The organism is Armatimonadota bacterium, from assembly GCA_016125185.1.
In the GTDB taxonomy this organism is placed as follows: Bacteria; Armatimonadota; Fimbriimonadia; order Fimbriimonadales; family Fimbriimonadaceae; genus Fimbriimonas.
Genome location: WGMG01000002.1, coordinates 78892 through 96115 on the forward strand (window position 1 = coordinate 78892; position 17224 = coordinate 96115).

At 56.7% G+C, this 17224-nt stretch carries 17 protein-coding genes and 1 pseudogene; 3 read left to right on the forward strand and 15 right to left on the reverse strand.

The window, feature by feature from the left end; genetic code table 11:
- Window positions 1–3: 3 nt before the first annotated feature.
- Window positions 4–582 carry a hypothetical protein gene (locus tag GC165_03630; GenBank protein ID MBI1331951.1) on the forward strand — a complete coding sequence of 193 codons (579 nt, stop codon included), beginning with the start codon at window positions 4–6 and terminating at the stop codon, window positions 580–582.
- Window positions 583–614: 32 nt separating this feature from the next.
- On the opposite strand, the gene GC165_03635 is transcribed toward GC165_03630, so the two are convergent.
- Window positions 615–2039, reverse strand: a complete 1425-nt coding sequence (locus GC165_03635) for a hypothetical protein (protein ID MBI1331952.1) — start codon at window positions 2037–2039, stop codon at window positions 615–617.
- 218 nt (window positions 2040–2257) lie between these two features.
- Window positions 2258–2980: a hypothetical protein gene (locus GC165_03640; protein ID MBI1331953.1), complete on the reverse strand. Its 723-nt coding sequence runs from the start codon at window positions 2978–2980 to the stop codon at window positions 2258–2260.
- Here GC165_03640 and GC165_03645 point away from each other — a divergent pair.
- The gene (locus GC165_03645; GenBank protein MBI1331954.1) at window positions 2960–3307 is read left to right on the forward strand and encodes a YHS domain-containing protein; all 348 of its coding nucleotides are present in this window, start codon (window positions 2960–2962) and stop codon (window positions 3305–3307) included. The genes GC165_03640 and GC165_03645 overlap by 21 nt on opposite strands.
- Before the next feature lie 44 nt (window positions 3308–3351).
- On the opposite strand, the gene GC165_03650 is transcribed toward GC165_03645, so the two are convergent.
- Window positions 3352–4404, reverse strand: coding sequence for a c-type cytochrome (locus tag GC165_03650; protein MBI1331955.1), 1053 nt, complete (start codon window positions 4402–4404; stop codon window positions 3352–3354).
- A 275-nt stretch (window positions 4405–4679) separates the two neighbouring features.
- Between GC165_03650 and pdxT the strand changes: the two genes are divergently transcribed.
- Window positions 4680–5246 (forward strand): pyridoxal 5'-phosphate synthase glutaminase subunit PdxT, encoded by a 567-nt coding sequence (gene pdxT / locus GC165_03655; GenBank protein ID MBI1331956.1) that lies wholly within the window; start codon window positions 4680–4682, stop codon window positions 5244–5246.
- Window positions 5247–5359: 113 nt separating this feature from the next.
- Here pdxT and ribD read toward each other — a convergent pair whose 3' ends face one another.
- The 12 genes and pseudogenes from ribD to pilM form a co-directional block, all read right to left on the reverse strand.
- The gene (gene ribD, locus GC165_03660; protein MBI1331957.1) at window positions 5360–6385 is read right to left on the reverse strand and encodes a bifunctional diaminohydroxyphosphoribosylaminopyrimidine deaminase/5-amino-6-(5-phosphoribosylamino)uracil reductase RibD; all 1026 of its coding nucleotides are present in this window, start codon (window positions 6383–6385) and stop codon (window positions 5360–5362) included.
- Entirely contained in the window at window positions 6372–6647 is a 276-nt protein-coding gene (locus tag GC165_03665) for a hypothetical protein (protein MBI1331958.1), read from the reverse strand. The genes ribD and GC165_03665 overlap by 14 nt, the downstream gene beginning before the upstream one ends.
- A gap of 11 nt (window positions 6648–6658) precedes the next feature.
- Entirely contained in the window at window positions 6659–7312 is a 654-nt protein-coding gene (gene rpe / locus GC165_03670; protein MBI1331959.1) for a ribulose-phosphate 3-epimerase, read from the reverse strand.
- Window positions 7309–9084 carry a PASTA domain-containing protein gene (locus tag GC165_03675; protein ID MBI1331960.1) on the reverse strand — a complete coding sequence of 592 codons (1776 nt, stop codon included), beginning with the start codon at window positions 9082–9084 and terminating at the stop codon, window positions 7309–7311. The genes rpe and GC165_03675 overlap by 4 nt, the downstream gene beginning before the upstream one ends.
- A 195-nt stretch (window positions 9085–9279) precedes the next feature.
- Complete coding sequence (gene aroB, locus GC165_03680; GenBank protein MBI1331961.1) at window positions 9280–10293, reverse strand: 3-dehydroquinate synthase; 1014 nt, start codon at window positions 10291–10293, stop codon at window positions 9280–9282.
- Window positions 10290–10799 carry an AAA family ATPase gene (locus tag GC165_03685; protein MBI1331962.1) on the reverse strand — a complete coding sequence of 170 codons (510 nt, stop codon included), beginning with the start codon at window positions 10797–10799 and terminating at the stop codon, window positions 10290–10292. Before GC165_03685 ends, aroB begins: the two co-directional genes overlap by 4 nt.
- Window positions 10800–10866: 67 nt before the next feature.
- Window positions 10867–12519 carry a hypothetical protein gene (locus tag GC165_03690; GenBank protein MBI1331963.1) on the reverse strand — a complete coding sequence of 551 codons (1653 nt, stop codon included), beginning with the start codon at window positions 12517–12519 and terminating at the stop codon, window positions 10867–10869.
- A 47-nt stretch (window positions 12520–12566) separates the two neighbouring features.
- A pseudogene (locus GC165_03695) lies at window positions 12567–12767 on the reverse strand (TIGR03016 family PEP-CTERM system-associated outer membrane protein).
- Between the two features lie 590 nt (window positions 12768–13357).
- Window positions 13358–14071 carry a hypothetical protein gene (locus tag GC165_03700; protein ID MBI1331964.1) on the reverse strand — a complete coding sequence of 238 codons (714 nt, stop codon included), beginning with the start codon at window positions 14069–14071 and terminating at the stop codon, window positions 13358–13360.
- Window positions 14071–14943 carry a hypothetical protein gene (locus tag GC165_03705; GenBank protein MBI1331965.1) on the reverse strand — a complete coding sequence of 291 codons (873 nt, stop codon included), beginning with the start codon at window positions 14941–14943 and terminating at the stop codon, window positions 14071–14073. The genes GC165_03700 and GC165_03705 overlap by 1 nt, the downstream gene beginning before the upstream one ends.
- The gene (locus GC165_03710) at window positions 14944–15816 is read right to left on the reverse strand and encodes a hypothetical protein (protein ID MBI1331966.1); all 873 of its coding nucleotides are present in this window, start codon (window positions 15814–15816) and stop codon (window positions 14944–14946) included.
- 9 nt (window positions 15817–15825) lie between these two features.
- Entirely contained in the window at window positions 15826–17175 is a 1350-nt protein-coding gene (gene pilM / locus GC165_03715; GenBank protein ID MBI1331967.1) for a type IV pilus assembly protein PilM, read from the reverse strand.
- Window positions 17176–17224: the final 49 nt, after the last annotated feature.

Below are 17224 nucleotides of genomic sequence, written 5' to 3' on the forward strand. Positions count from 1 at the left end.
CAAGTGCCTCCGCGCATTTGGAATCTTCGACGACAGCTGCTAGGAAACGTTATTCCCCTTCTCTTCGGCATCGTCGTCGGGGTCTTTATGTTCGTGCTCCCGCTGGCCCTGCGAATTGTGGCGGGAATCGCGGCTGCCTATTTTGGTATCAATGTCTGGGGCTTCTACGAAAATGAGAAGATCGATCGGGAGTTGCGCAAGCTCACCCAGTCCAACGGAGAGTTGATCGGGTTCGTCTATCTTCAGCCCCCAACGATGTACGACGCCCACGCCGAGGTCGGCATCCTGACCGTGGCAGAGAGCTACTTGGAGATCTCTTCGGAGCGGGGTGGCATTGTCCTCAATCGGAGCGATATCGTGGCCCTCAACCGACGATACAACATCCATTCTGTGCTTCTGCTCGGCGGCTGGATCGTACTGGAACTCAAGAACGGCTCCGAGTTCAAATTCGAGAGCCGGAAGTTCCCAACTATGCACATGAGCAAGCTACGGACGGACCAGCTCTTTCTCGACCTGGCCTTGTGGCACGGCGAACCGGAGAAGTGGCGGTCGATGGCCAAATATGAAAAAAGCCCCGCCTAAGCGGGGCTTCTTTGTTATCCCAGATTCTTCTCTTAGCCGCGGAGCAGCGAGAGGACGGACTGACCACCCTGGTTGGCCTGACCCAGCATCGCCATACCGGCTTGCTGCATGACCTGAAGCTTGGTGTAGTTCGTCATTTCGGACGCGACGTCGAGGTCTCGGATCGCGCTCTCAGAGTTCGAGAGGTTCTCCTTCATGCTCTGGAGCGATCGGTTGTTGGATTCCAACGTGTTGCGCTGGAAGTTACCGATTCGACCTCGCATCTGGCTGACTTCGTCGATCGCCTTGTCGAGAACCGACAGAGCGGACGTAGCACCGGCCGAGGTGGTGATGTCGAGGTTAGCAACCGTAAGACCGGAAGAAACACCCGAACCGAGCTGGTTGGCGCTCATGTTTCGCAGAGCGAGGTTAGCCGTGGTGTTCGCAAGGAATCCGATCTGGAAGGCCGAATCCGCTGCGATGACCTGGCCCATGAGGGCGGTACCCGTGGTGTTGCCACCCTGGGTGATGACGAGTTTGTTGCCGTTGGCATCCGACAGAGTCAGACCATCGGCTCCGGCTCGACCGCCGGTGAAGAGGACGTTCTGGCCGCCGACCGTGATGGTCGCTGCCGCGTCCGTTCCCTGAACGCTCGCCGAGGTGTTCGCCGCCGAAGAAACTGCGCCGGACGTATCGACGAAGTTGATCGATCGGTTGGTACCCGTCTGAGTCTGCGTGAAGATCAGCTGGTTCGAGGAGTTGAACGAAGCGGTAACGCCCGTCTGGCCCGAAGCCGCGTTGATCATCGAAGCGACGTTGGCACCCGAAGTACCGGCAGAGATCGAGAAGCTCACACCGTTGATGCTGATCGAACCCGACGCAGCTGCACCGGTGGTGAGAAGCGCCGTCGCAGTGTACAGAGCCGAGGTGGCTGCCGTCGTCTGGTTGATCGTGATCAGACCAGTCTGCGTAACCGTCGTGCTGTTGGCCGTACCGCCGAAGCTGAAGCCAGCAACCTTCGAAGTGTTCGAAATCTGGGTCGTGACACCAGCGGAACCGTCGAGAAGCTTTCGGCCAGAGTAGCTGGTCGAGCTAGCGATTCGGTTGATCGAGCTGATGATCGAGTTGAGCTGGTCCTGGTTCGCAGCGAGCTGCGTGGACGTCAGAGTTGCCGAGTTGCCCGAGGCGACGGCGAGGCTTCGCGCATCGTCCAGAAGCTGGTTCATTTCACCAAGCGCGTTCTCAGCGGTCTTGGCGTAGTTCATGGCTTCCGTGTTGTTGCGAGTCGCAGCATCCATCGAGGCGATCTGAGAGCGGAAAAGCTCCGAGGAGATGAGACCCGCAGGGTCATCCGACGCATCCGAAATGCGAAGACCCTTGGAAAGTCGATTCATCGACTTGCTCATCAAGTTCGAGACATTGGAAACGCTATTGTAAGCGCCCAAAGCTGCAATGTTGTTGTTAATCTGAAATGACATTCGATCCTCCGTGACTGTCGGGCCACTTCCTCAGCGTCTCAGCTTTGGTTCAAATCCTCCCCAGGACTTGGTACCGTTGGGATGACCCACCCTCAGCACACTGAAGCATTTCCACCTGGCTGAAATTTCTTTACCTGGTAAAAACACCGTGATTTTTCGAACCCGACAAAATTACTAGCTGGCAATCTTAACAGGTGCGGAGCAATAGCTTTTGAAACTTAGGTACTTGGCTTCACGGCCAAGGGAACCAGACCGCCGCTCAGAATTTCGTCTTCGTAGGTGTAAACGCCAGCGAAGCGGGCGTGCGAGCCGCCTTGGACGATCCAAGTATGATTAATCTTTTCTGGGTGCTCCAGAACCGTGTGCGAGTGACCGCCAAAGATGATATCGATATCTCCACACTGCTCGGCCAAAAGGCGATCCTGGCTGTATCCGATGTGGGTGAGGGCGATCAAAAGGTCAACATGGGGTCGGACTTCCTGAGCCAACTTGATGGCTGTTTCGATGGGATTGGTCCAGCGGCAGAACCAGGCGCCGGACGTCTTCATCTTGTCGGTTGCCATTGCCACCATCGTGCTGATCACACCAATCTTGAAGCCATCCTTTTCGAGGCGGAGGGTTCGAGGGAGCACTTCTTTCCCGCCTTTGAACCCCATGTTGCCAGCGAGGACGGGATGCGTGTGCCCTTCGATCTTCTTCTCGAACGCCGAGCGGAGGGGATGGGTTTCTCGGTTGCCGAGCACGGAAGCGGTGCATCGCAGGGACGCGAAAGCGCCCCATACTGGGTCGGCATCTAGCGGGATTGCCAGGTTTCCGGCCTTGATGGCGTCGCCCGAGTCGAAATAGAAATCCGCTTCGTCCCGGAGGGACGTCAGCTTGGCCGCGACCTCCTCGTCTAATTTGCCGTGGAAATCGTTCGTATGCAGAAATCGAAGCTTCATGACCGAGGATCGAGCAATACGAATATACTGGAAACACCGATGAAAAAGATTCTCCTGGCCCTCGCCGCCGCCAGCCTGTTGGTTCCGGCGTTCGCCCAGAAACCTGTCAAGAAGGACCCGACGGAAATCACTTGCGCCGTCATGAAGGGCGACAAGGTCAATATCGCCAAGGCGTTGAAGACCAAGATGTACGCGGACTATAAGGGCCGCCGATACTTCTTCTGCTGTGCTGCGTGCAAGCCGCAGTTCCTGAAGGACCCGGCCAAGTTCAAGGACTCACCCAGCGTTCCGGCTCCAAAAGAGTCGACCAAGAAGAAGAAGGGTTAACCCAGCGTGAAAAAGCCCGTCCGAATCGGACGGGCTTTTTTGATTTATGGCTGATAGCCGTCGGTGAGAGTTTTGAGGAAAGCCACCAAATCGGTCTGCTCTTGAGCCGTCAAGTGGAGGTCTCCAAGCTCTTCGTCATTGACGCCCTCGTCGCACTCGGGAGGACCAAATCCGCCGAGGTCGCGCTGGTTGTAGAAGCGAACCACGTCTTCCAGCGTGGTAAAGACGCCATCGTGGAAGTACGGACCGGTCATCGCGATATTGCGCAGCGTTGGGACCTTGAACCGTCCGTGGTCACCGGGTCGGCTTGTGGTATCCGACAGGCCGAGGTCCACGAAGCTGTTGCCGTCAGGGTTGTTCCACGACGGCTGGCTGTAAAACGGATTGTTCGTGTTCTTGGGCAGGCCGATGTTGTCATACGAGAAGTCGGTAAAGAGCGGCGGCTCGCCGTGCGGGCCAGGCCGGTTCGGATGGCATGCCGCGCAGTTGCCCTTGTTCGGCTCTTCGAAGACGTGCAGCCCACGCATCTCGGCGTCGGTCAGTTGGACCTTGCCCTTCAGATATTGGTCGTACTTGGAGCTGAACGGATGGAAGACATCCGTTCGTTCGAACGCCGCGATCGCGTCGGCCAAGTCGTCGTACGCCTTCTCGGTGTCGGAGAACACGTCGCTACCGTACACCTTGCGGAACTGCTCCGCCAGCGGGCCCGTGCGAATCTTGTCGATGACTTCCTGCTTTGAGCCGTTGTGCATTTCCGCCGGGTTCAGGAACGGCCCTTTGGCCTGCTCCTCAAGCGTGGCCGCACGCCCATCCCAGAACTGGCCGCCGATGTAGTCGCCTTCCTCCGCGCTAAATCCAAACTTTGGCGAGAACGACATGTACATTGCCGTCGGCACCTGGCGCTTACCAAAGACGCCGGGAAGAACGCCCTGCGCAGTGACCGTTCCCCTCGGATCGGTAAAGAAACTGCCCGGGTCGTGACATGTGCCGCACGACTGACCACCAGGACTAGAGAGACTTGTATCGAAGAACAAAGCTTTGCCTAGATCTTCTTTGCTTGCCGTTGAGCTAGAAAGCGTGCCAGCGCATCCGCTCATGAAGATGCCGGTCGCGAACGTACCAGCCCCCACTAAAAGTATCCACCCCTTCATACCAGACAAAATTATCATGTTTGCCACCGTTTGTGTAGCCCATCCGGGGTACCTCTAATGAGAATCTAATAAGACAAAAGACCCTTCCCGCCTTGTTAGATAAAACGTTTTTGCTGTACAGTGTAGTGCGAGCGGGCACTTCGGTCAAATCTCCATCGCTGGTTCGTATCGGGTGCCCCGCTCTCACCGCTATAGTCCTTCCTGGTACCCTATATACTTCCATGCGCGTTGGCGTTATCGCAATTCAGGGCGACTTCGAGAAGCATTCCGAAGCCCTTCGTCAAACCGGCGTCAATGGCCTCGAAATCCGAGAAATTCGCACCCCTGAGGAGCTGGCCAAAGTTGACCGTGCCATCCTCCCTGGCGGCGAAAGCACCACAGTTGGGCTCCTGATGGAGCGGTATGGCATGGGCGATGCGCTAAAGCGAGCAGGCAAGGAAGGGATGCCGCTTTGGGGAACCTGCATGGGCATGATCATGCTGGCGACGGACATCGAAGATCGCCAACAGTACACGCTGGGGCTCTTGGATATCACCGTCCGCCGCAACGCCTTCGGAGCCCAAATCCACAGTTTTGAGGACGAGGTCGAAGTAAGAGGTTTGGATGAGCCGGTGACCGGAGTCTTCATCCGCGCTCCAGTCGTGACGCGAGTGGGACCGAGCGCCGATGTGTTGTGCGAGTATCGCCGCCAGGTTGTCGGGGTGCGTCAGGGAAAGATCATCGGGACCAGCTTCCATCCAGAACTGACCGACGACTTTCGCCTTCACCGCTGGTTTCTGACTCTCTAAGAAAGGAATTGCCCCGGCCTTTGGGGGAAATGGCGCGGGGCGTTTGGGGAGGGAGATTAGGCCATCGCTTAATGGCCCACTTATTCAGTGCTGTCAGTTATAGATCTCGCGACCTACAGGTTGTAGGACGCCAGGAATGTCCCAAGGTTCCGTGATCGGTAACGGATTTTGATGTCTTGGCCGACTGGCAGGACTTCGATAAGTTCGAACTCGGGCGCCGAAGCAAGTTCTGATAAACCAAAAGCCCCACACCAAGCCATCCCCTCGCCAAAGACCTTCGGTGCGACATAGAGGACAAGTTCATCCACGAGGCCAGCCTTCAAGAACGATGCGGTGGTGGTCGGACCGCCCTCTATCAGTACGCCAGTTCGGCCTTCCTGACGGATTCTTTCGAGGACGTCGAGAGGACCGTCGAAGTCGGTTAGGTGTAGGGTTGGAGCCGAATCGTCAAAGACGGGAAGTTCGGGGTCGAGAACCTTTCGAGGATCGAGCACTACGCGAAGCGGCTGATTTTGGAGATCGATTCCGCGAACGTTGAGCCTGGCCCGGTCTAGTTCGGCCGTTTTTCGACCAACAAGCACGGCCCCGATCTTTGCCCTCAGCTCCATCGCGTCGCGCCGGGACTCTTCGCTCGTGATCCACTGACTCTCACCGGAGGGGAGTGCGACTTTGCCGTCCAGCGTCATTCCGGCCTTGACGGTCACCATCGGACGTCCCTGGGTGAAGGCGAACAGGAACTGGCGATTCGCTTCGGCGGCCTCGCGAGTGCAAACGCCTTGGACGACTTCAACGCTATGCTGCTTGAGCTTTTCGAGCCCGCCCGCGGCCCGTGGGTTTGGGTCGCGCACGGCGATAACCACTTTCGCGATGCCATATTCCAAAAGGGCGTCGGTGCAGGGCGGCGTCTTGCCGTGATGGTTGCACGGCTCAAGCGTGACGTAGGCGGTTGCCCCCTTGGCTTTGTCTTTTGCGTCGCGCAAGGCGACGACCTCGGCATGAGGGCCGCCCGTGTAGTCGTGGAAGCCCCGCCCCACCACTTCGCCATGCTTCACGACGACGCAACCTACATGAGCGAAAAAGGGGTAGCCGAGCCGGGAGAGCTCAATGGCCTCCCGCATGAAGGCTTCAGGATTCGACATCCTGCTTCTTCCTGATGTCTTCCTGCGTGCCCTCGATCAATTCCTTGAGATTCTCGGTGCGCGCGTCGTTATATTCCTCGCGGGCTTGTCGCACAATCAACAGCGCCCCGATGACCGCCAAAGCAAAACAGAGCACGGATACGCCGACCAGGGCGACTCCACGCTTCAGGAACTCGAGCTTCACCTCATAGGTGGCTTCGGAGGACGGACGACGACCGATGATCCAGGGCCAACCAAAGGCAACGGCGATGCCGACGACCACGAACAGACTCGTCAGGAATTTGAGGGGAATCCGCTTAAGATCGATTGCACTCCCTCCTCGAGTGACGGTGCCCGCAACAGGTAACTTCCGACGACAAAGACGTTGGCCCCGGCCCCGATGACCACCGGGAGGGTTTCAGGATCGATCCCACCATCGACTTGGATATCGACGTCTGGCCACCACCGACGGATCGTCCGAATCTTTTCAAGGGTTGTGTCGATGAACTTTTGACCGCCCCAGCCGGGGTTAACCGTCATCACCAGAGCCATGTCGATATCTTCGATAACCGCCGATAGAGCTTCGACCGGCGTACCGGGGTTGATGGCGATTCCCGCTTCAATGCCCCTGGACTTGAGGTCCTGGATTAGGCGGTGGGCATGCGGCGTGGCCTCGGCGTGGAAGATGATTCGTCGGCACCCTGCCTTGATGAAAGCGTCGAAATGCCTCTCGGGCGTCAAGGTCATCAAGTGTGCCTCCATCGGAGCGTCGGTGTGATTGCGTAGATTTGCCGCGATGACATCGCCGAAGGTGATTGGTGGCACGAACTGCCCATCCATGACGTCGAGGTGAACAATGTGGGCGCCAGCGGCCATCAGGCGGGGAACCTGACTTGAGAGCGTCGTGATATCGAACGATAAGATGGAGGGCGCGAGATGGTACGTCAATTGCTGCTCTTTACTCCTGGCTGGACTTCGATAGTGTCTTTCAGTTCCCCATCGTAGAAGATGCGGAACGTCGCCTTGTCGCCGTAGCCGATTTGGCGGGCTGTGATGTGCTCGCCAGGCTCGCAGTCACGCTCAAGGACGGTCTTGATGCCATTGCGGTCCTCGAATTCTACTCGAACCGTCACCGACCATTTAACGTCCTTGATCTTGTAGTCCAACGAGAAGCTATGGGCGGGGTTGTCGGTTGGTTCTCCGTTTTCGCCCGGCAGACTGCCGGTAGGGGCTTCGTTGGTGGCGGCAATCCAAATTTGAACTTTGCTGGTTCGGACCACGGTCTCGCCGGGGTCGGGAACTTGCTTGACGATCGATCCTTCTGCATCGTCGTAGTCGACAATGCGTGACGGCTTGCCATCGAGCCGGAGGTTTTCAGCTTCAAGGGCGATCCGAGCTTCGTCGGCAGTCATGCCTTTCAGGTCCGGCACCTTGACGAGTCGGGTACCAGAGCTTTCGATAACCGTAATCGTGCCTCCTTCGCGGATCGTCTCGCCTGCCGCCGGACTGGTTCGCAAAATCTTACCGATTTCCATTCTCTCGTTCGACTCTTTACCCGCGACCCGCAGGTTGAGCTTTAGCTGCTTGACCTGATCCATCGCGGTCTTGGTGAGAACGCCTTTGAGATTTGGCACCTTCACTTCGCGGGGCTTTTGGGCTATATAGGCGAAGAAGGCTACTACCGCGCCAACGGCAGAGAGGACGAAGACGGCGAGGATGGCCTGGACCCAGACGGGTACATCCCGCTCTTTCCGTTGTTTTTTTCGTTCTTTCACGGCTTCGTCGTCGGTGCGCTTTGGGGCCAGCTCTGCTTTCTTCGACGGTGTTCGGATCGGTTGGGCAGGCTCGACCACCACGGGTTGTCCGACTTCCGGCGACTTGGCCGTCGGCACTCGACCAAATCGAAGTTGATCGAGGATGGTGCGAAGTTCTGATAGCAGGTCTCGGGCTGATTGGTAACGCGACTCAGGATCCTTCGCGAGAAGCTTGTTTACGACCTGTTCGACGGCGGCGGGGACCGAGGCGTTGATGCCGCGGAGGCTCGGCACCGGACTAGTGAGGTGCCTAACCGTCGTTGCCGTCGGCGTTTCGCCAAGGTGCGGCACTCGTCCGGTCAGCAGCTCGAAAAGGACAACGCCCACGCTATAGAGATCGGATTGCGGGCTGGGCTTTTGGCCAGTGCAGACCTCGGGCGCGAGATAAGGCGCCATTTGGCTAAGGACGGCCACGCCGGCCGTTCTACTGGACGAGTACGCCTTCCATACGCCGGCCAACTGGAGTTTGGCGCTGCCATCGTGCATGGCGATGATATTGTGCGGTCCTACGTCGCCGTGGGCGATACCGCGGGTGTGGATGGCGTCGAGCGCCTCGACGACTCCGATAACGGTTGCCAGGGAGACGGGCACCGTAAAGGGAGCGAATCGCTTTATTCGCTCGGTGAGAAGCGAGCCCTTTGGGAGCTCGGAGATCAGGTAGTGTTGGCCCGAATCTTCGACAATTTCGTAAAGTGATTCGACGTTTGGATGGGAAATCTGGAGGTTAGGAAGGAGTTCAACAAGCGTGTTAATGAAGTCTGCCTCGGCATTGAAGGGCATTTTCACCTGCCGGATACCGAGGTTACGACCACTGAGGCGGTCCCTGGCTGCGAACATCACGAAAATGGGGCCATCGGACACTTGGGCCAGGATTTCGTACTTGACCGCCAGGGTCTGACCGATCACGGGCTACCTTCCTCGCTGTCGGTCTTTATGGCCGCTAGCGCGACGATGCCAACTAGCAAAAGCAGAGACAAGATTTGGATGGGTGGTTGGTCCATTTGCGCTGCGAACTGAACCTGTCGGCCCTGAGAGTAGGCAAAGAGGTAAGCCGCGTAGCAAAGGAATAGGAAGGCTGCGACAAGAACGCCGAAAAGGACCCTAACTTTGGCCAAATTCACCGAGCACCTCCCGGACGACGCCTTCTTCGACGTTGGAAGCCAACACGCAGTCCCCCACCTCGCGCACGAGACTCATCGAAAGTTCACCTTGCAATGATTTCTTGTCTTTTCTCATGACCGAAACCACCTGATCGATTTCTTTCAACTCTACCGCGTCGACAGGCAAACCGTGCTTAAAAAGTAAGTTGGCAACGCGTTCCGTCAGACCATTTTGTGCCATTCCGAGCTTTTCGGCGATCTTAGTTTCGACGACCATTCCGACCGAAATTGCCTCGCCATGGGTGTACTTTTCGTAATTCGTCATTTGCTCAAGGGCGTGCCCGACCGTGTGTCCGAAGTTAAGTTGAGCCCGGATTCCGAGCGTTTCGAACTCATCTTCCTGCACCATTCGCGCTTTGATCCCTATGCACTCTTCAACCACGCTTTGCAGACGAAAGTCTCCCGGCTGAAGCGCATTTCCTTCCAGGCTGTCGGTGAGAGACGGACTCTGGATGAACCCGTACTTGATGACCTCGGCCATGCCGCAACGGAACTGACGTTCAGGCAGGGTATTCAACAGGACGGTGTCGATCTGCACTAATGACGGAGGATAGAAAGCGCCGACAAGATTCTTGCCTTCGGGCAAGTCGATTCCGGTTTTGCCTCCGACGGAGCTATCGACTTGCGCGAGCAAGGTAGTCGGAATTTGAACGTAGCGAATACCGCGCATGTAGGTTGCGGCGACGAACCCAACCAGATCGCCCAGCACTCCGCCTCCCAAGGCGACGAGCGTTGATTTGCGGGTGACTTTTCGACCGATAAGATCGCGGCACATTTGGCCGTAGACATCGAGGGATTTTGACTGCTCACCCGGCTCTAACACGATGACCTCTCTTGATTTGAGAAGATCGGGGTGGGCCTCGGCCACGTTTCGGTCCGTGATCACGACGCCTTCGGGTAGCTCGACGCGCTGAAAGCGAATTTCGTATTCCCCGGTAGCGTGCTTGACGATCATTCTTGGTCGCTCATGAGCCGAACGATTTCTTCGACAATACTATTTTGATCAGTTTGGTCGACTTCGATAACGAAGTCTGCACTTTCGTACCGATCTTTTCGGGATTCCAGCAGATCGACTATGCGTTGCTCCCAATCGTCGGTGTGGAGCAAAGGTCGCTTTTTCTTGCTCATCTGTAGGCGTTCGATCAGTTCTGCGGGTTCCGACTTTAGGTAGATGACCTTTCCGATTTTGCGAAGGTGATTGAAATTTGCGTCTCGCAAAATTGCTCCTCCGCCGGTAGCCACCACGATCGAAGCAGGTTCAAGAGACTCGATAACGGCCGTTTCGTGATCGCGAAACGCTTCTTCACCATATAGCTTGAAGAACTGAGCAATGGGGCGCCCGACACGCTTCTCGATCAGATGGTCGGTGTCGATGAATCTCCGACCGGTTTCTTGGGCCAGGAGCTTACCAATCGTGGACTTCCCTGCCCCCATCATTCCGATCAGTATCCAAGCTTGCATGGTTTGAAATGAAAGCGGGTAGCGTTGGAAACGCTACCCGACAGTGTGATTGTAGGAGTTTGTTTGGTTACGGAGTGATCGACGTGTCGTCGTCCTCGATGATGACCGGAGTCACGAAGATCAGCAGTTCGTTAGCAGATCGTCCCTTGACAACCTTGCGGAAGAACTGACCGACGATCGGCAGATCGCTGAGAACCGGAACTCGGTTCACGGTCGTGTTCGTGCTTTCCGAGTTGAGACCGCCGATGACGATCGTGTCTCGGTTCTTCACGTTGACGACGCACTGAGCGAACTGGATGCTGTTGATCGGAAGATCGAACGACGTGCCGCTGGACGAGTTGACCGATCGCGTGCCGACCGGAGTCGAAACGTTCGGGGTAAGACCCATCGTGATCGTATCGTCAGCGTTGATTCGCGGGGTGATCGTCAACTGCGTACCAAGAACCTGTTGCTGCGGGTTAACGGTGGTCAAGAAGCCGCCGTTCGTCGCAACCGTGGTCGAGGTCAGGATCCAGTCGAGCGTGTACGCTGCAACCGTAGCCGGCGTGTTGTTCATCGTTCGCAGAATCGGAGCCGTCACAACTCGACCGGTACCTTCGGAAAGGCGCGTTCGGAGTCGCAGAACCGCGTCGCCCGTCGCATAGGTGAGGAAGACCGGGTCCGAAGCTCGCAGGAAGTCGGAACCGGACATACCGGCGACGACCGTTCCTCGCGTGTAGTTGATGTTGTAGCCGAGCGATTGGTCCAGGTTCTCGGTCGTCGTGATGAACTCGACCTTGATCTGCACCTGTCGGGGGCGAACATCGAACTGCGCGATGATGTTCTGCAAGTTGTTGATATCTTCTTCGCTCGAACCTCGAACGATCAGGCTGTTGTCCGTCGGATCGTACGAAATGTGATCGATCGTATCCGGAACAAGACCTTGACCAGGCTGGAGCTGAGCGTTGGTGCCACCGTTGCCCTGACCACCGCCAAAGCCGTTACCACCGTTGCCGCCGCCCTGACCGCCGCCGGGGTTGCCGAAACCGCCACCCTGGTTGCCGCCGCCGAAGCCGCCGCGCTGGTTTCCGCTTTCCGTTCCGGGAAGGGCGACCGAATTACCGGAAACCTCTTGATTGGTCTGGGGAATGGTCGACGAAGGCTGATAGCTGTTGACCGTGCTCAAGTTGTTGAGAACTTGGCTCGTCGAGCGTCCCGCGCTATTGTAGTCGGTGCTACCCGAAACCATCATCTTGGCCATGTTGAGCGCTCGATACATCTCGGCATGCTTGGTCAGCGGGTCGAGAACGCGGTTGAGCACCACTTGGGCGAAGACTTCATCGGCACCAGCGTGCAGCAGCTTGATCTTACGGAAGATCTTGGCCGCTGGCTTGGCGACGTTGGTAATTTCTGGAACCGGGACCTTGGGAGCCTCGTCCGTGATCACGTAGACGCCATTATCGTCTCGCGTCACATAGGCACCCGCTGCGTCGCAGATGTACCGAATGACATCGTCGGCGGTCTGATCCTTCAGTTGAAGGGTGACCTTATTGAACGACTTAGTCGACTTGAAAATGAACTGAAGGCCAGTCCTCTCCGTGACCATCTTGGTTGCGGTCACGAGATCCGCATCCTTGAGATTCACATTGAGCCGTGTATCTTTGTCCTGGGCAAAGGCGAAGGATGCAGCCAGAACTGCGCCCATCGCCATTGCCACCATCTTCATCTTAATGTTTTGCATTTGAACTCCTACAATCACCTCGCTAAAGTTATCGGAAGACCGACGGACTAGCCGCCGAATCCTCCACGGCCGCCACCGCCGCCGCCGAAGCCGCCGCCACCAAAGCCGCCGCCGCCGAAGCCGCCGCCGCCGAAGCCACCGGAGCCGCCGCCAAAGCCGCCGCCACCGAAGCCAGAGCCACCGCCGAAGCCGCCGGAGCCGCTTCCAAATCCGCCGGAGCCGCTGCCGAAGCCGCCGCCACCGAAACCGCTACTGCTTCCCATTCGGGAGATGCTCGTCGGTTCCGGGCTGCCGTTGTACTGTTGGCTGCTGCTGGAGAGAAGCATCGCGATCAGAGCCGGATCGGCCGATCGGATGTAAATCTTTCGAATGATCTTGCCCTTGTCTTTCGAGTTGGGAAGATTCTCGTCCGGCGTAGTCGGTACCGGATTCGTCGATTCTCGCTTCACGATGACGAACACGCCACCCTCGTATCGGTACGTCGCATCGACCTGTCCCAGAACGTTCTGAAGAACGAGTTCAAACTTCGCGTTCTTCATGCTGAGCGTAATCGAACCCTGAATGTCCGGCGGAATGCTGTAACTCGCATTCACTTCCTTAAAGATGGTTTTCAGGACTTCGCGAAGATCAGCGTTCTGATATTCAGCAGACTTGATTTCGTGATCAAGAATGTCTCCCTGGGCGTGTGCCAGCGGAGCCATGCAAGCAGTTGTCATCGCAAGCGCGATTACCATCATCATGTTTTTGATTTTCATGTTCTTTGACCTCAAAATTTGGACGTTCCTCTAATTAAATCGTTTCTTTTCCTCAATGTTACGAAGCTTTTGAAAAAAGCGGACTAGTCGGCTCCTGCCGAAACGCCTCCGCCTTTCTTTCCACCACCAGGGCGGCCACCGCCAGGCCCGGGGAATCCACCTTGGGACGGACCCGGTCCGGTCGGCACACCGTTTGCACCTGGCAGACCAACTTCGAGACGGACTTCAACTTCCTTGGGCAGCGTGTTTCCATCGCGTCGAAGGATAGCCTTGTCTCGGTCGATCGAAACCACTCGCCATTCGGTATCCGGAATGCGCATGCCCGGTCGAATGATGGTCGACTTGCCTTCCTCTTCCAAAATTGCAAGCACCGAGTCGCCGATCAGGATTCCCGAGAGACGTCGGTACGGCTGCGGCTCCACAGGGACGCCAGCACCTTCCGGCAACTTATCTTCGGGCAACTGATACATCTGACCAAAGGAACCGCCATCAATGACGATCTTTTCGGCGGCTTGAGCCTGGTCAAAGGCAACCTCGCCCGCGTCGAGAGCAAAGGGATTCGTTCGATGACCGAAGCGAACCGTCGAAGAGACCAGGGTAGCCAATCGCTTGGGATCCTGCGACTTGGAGATGTCCTTACTGATGCCAGCCGCAGCCATCGGCACATAGTCTTTCGACATCTTGCCACCGCTCGGCGTTGTAGTCACCAGGTCAGCATTCGGGTCGGCACAACCGACCATTCCGACGCCAACGACGATTGAACCAAGGATCAAGAGAGTTGTGGAATTCTTTTTCATTACCTTCCCGACATTCCTGAAGCTGTAGGGCCATTAGAAGGCCCACCTCTCGGAGCGCCACCAGGGCCTCCGCTAGGACCGAACGAAGGACCACCGCGACCACCGGCGGCACCGAGACCGGCAGCAAAGCCAGCCTTTCCAGCACCGAAGCCACCGGAACCACTCGACGAAGACGCCCCGCCAAGGTCCGGCACTGGGCCGAAGATTCCATCGTATCGGATATAGCCGACGACTGAGAGATCGTACGTAGCCGACAAGAGCGGCGCCGTACCGTTGATTTGAAGATTGTGCGTGACCGCAAGGTAGTGCGGGAAACCAGCCCAAGCCCGAACGTTCTTCATGATCTGCTCGTAGGTGCCTTGAATCTGCACCTGACCGAGATCGTAGATCACGACTGGGAACGGAATAGCCGGATAGTTATAGTAGCTCGCCATCACTTGGTTCGGAGCGTCGTTATCATCGACACCCGGGACACGAGGACCAGCAATTACCTTCACGCCGCCGTAGATAAGCTGCTTGTTCACAGCTCGCTGCACGTCGTTGCGGAACTTCTTAGTGTCCAGCAGAAGTTGGTAAGGGTTCACATTAACATTGATGCCACCACTGCCGGTCTGTTCAGAAGGCGTTCGGCTGACTACGGTTGGAAGCCAAGCAGCTTCCGCATCCTTTACGGCCTGAATAGCCTTGTTCTTTTTGGTGACAGCCTGCTTTAGCTTGTTCGCTTCGTCGTACAGGCTATTTGCCTGTGTGACGTTAAACTTTGCTTCCTCCTGATTCGGGAGCCAGTACCAGAACAGTCCCAAACAGAGAATGATTGCCGAGAACGAGAGAAAGATCAGCCAAATCGTTCGTGGGTAGAGCGCTCTAAACATTTAGTCTCCTTGTCCTTTAGGAGCCGACGACCCTCCACTCGGGGCCGAAGTCGGGATTCCCGGTGCTCCAGTTGGGGCAGTGCTTGTACCAGTACCAGCAAGACCCTGAATCGTTTGACGCGGGTCCGGCACCTGAATGTCACGCGGAATAATCACAGAAACTGTAATCAGCGACTCGCCAGGTCGAACCGTCTTCACGGTTCCAACTTCGGTATCACCGAAGCCACCACTGTTGAGGAAGCCGGTGCCCGTGGTGTCGACATTGTTTTCGAAGTAGGTCAGGCGATCGAGCGGATCGTCGGGGATTGCACCTTTGCTTTCCAGTCGTGGCCGACCAGTGTTATCGATAGCCTCCAGCGAGGGAACAACCATGTCTTCCTTCTGATACCCCGCTCGCGAAACTCCAGACGCGCCAGGGATTCGCAGAAGAGCCAACTGAAGGTCGGCGTACTCCTGAGCGTCCTTGACGGCACCGGTCATATTCACCGAGCAAGTCTTATCGTCGATCGGAGTCGCCGCCAGACTGGTAATGCGGAAGAAGCGCGGGATGTACGGCTTCACGAAATCGTAGAGGTCAGGATAAAGGTTGTTAGCCTTGATCATTGCCTTAGCAAGCGCGGCGTTCACCACCAGCTGCTTGACAGCAGGCTGAGTCATGATCGCATCGGCGTCGTTTGCAACCTTAACCGCATTTTGGTAAAGCGGTTGAGCTTCTTCGACAGATGCCTTCGCTTTTGCAACCCGAGCGCTTGAAATGCTGACCATCAAGAAGAAGGCAACGCACGAGATGACAAAAACGAGAAGGCCGCCAAAGAATGCCCGCTTGGCGCGACCCGTTGTATCGACGATCTTAGGTAGAAGATTTAGTTTCAATACATTCCCTCAATCGAACATGATGTGCAGACCGTTGCCGACTGCCACTGCGAGTTGCTCACGGTACTCGTTAATGTAGTCAATTCCGACCTTCTTCGGGGCCAATCCAAGATTCTTCAACGGATCGTAGACTTCGCACTGTACGTTGAGTGAGCGCTGAATGAATCCAGACAGACCTTTCAGCTTGGAGCCCCCTCCACAAAGTACGATTCTCGAAACCGTTCCTCCCCGACCATTATAATAGTCTATAGATCGTCGTAATTCTGCAACTAAATCGTCAAGAATGCCCTGAACCGCAGAAAAAACGTGATCGCCCGCTGGCTGCTGCACAACCGGAGCGGACGACATTGCAACCGTCTCGTTCGGGTTAGGCGCTGATGGCGTATCCGCCACCGCAAAAGGATCGTTTGTATAGGCTGGTGAAGCCCCCGTTACAGGCAGCCCAGTCACCGGGTCGATGTCCAAGTCAGGCTGAGCCGGCATGCCCGTTGTAGCGCCGGTGTCGGCCATCGGAGCACCAGCTTGGTAAGTACCACCAAATCCGGCATCAAACGCTTGCGTTGCACCCCCTACGGAGAAAGGATCCATCCCTCCACCGCCTGACGTCGCGGAGTCCGGAACAGAGAAACTGGTGCACTTATACGTCTCGGCTTCCTGTACGCCGGTCTGCATAGCGTCCGCTATGGCCTTGGTGACCATTTCTCCGCCGCCTGGCACCGGTCGCGGCAGAACCAGGTTGTTTCGCTCGTAAACGTTGATGCAGGTCGTAGAATGGCCAATATCGACCACTACGACACCACTCTCATTGGCGAACTCGGGATAGCTAGCAGCTACCGATCGCGCAATGCCGAGCGGCTCGACATCGATTGCGACCGGCTTCTTGCCGGACCGCTTGATGCAGTCCAAAATCGTATCGATCGCCGACTGGGGAGCCATCGCCATGACGACCTCCATGTTGGCCGAGTTCGGATCGGCACTGGGAAGCACCTTGTAATCCGACATGATCGTCGTTTCTGCGAACGGAATGTTCTTGTTGATCTCCCATTCCATATGCGACTTCAGTTCCTTGTCCGGGTCCATACGAGGAACGTCGATCACCCGCACTAGGACGGAATGCTGACCGGCAATGGTAACCACCGCCGACGAAGAGGAGGCGCCAACTTGAGAGATGATCTGCTTAAGGGCATTTCCGACCGCTTCGCTGTTGTAGACACCACTGTAATCTACCGCGCCTTCGGGAGTCGGAACGACGCCAACGGCAGTCACTGTAGCGCTGCCGCCGGAAGCCTTAACTTCACACACCTTAATGCTTTGGCTCCCGATGTCGATCCCGAGAACACTACTGAGCTTACTAGCCATTGATGAGATACCTGCCGCTGCAGAGGCGACTCATGTTATCATTCTCCGC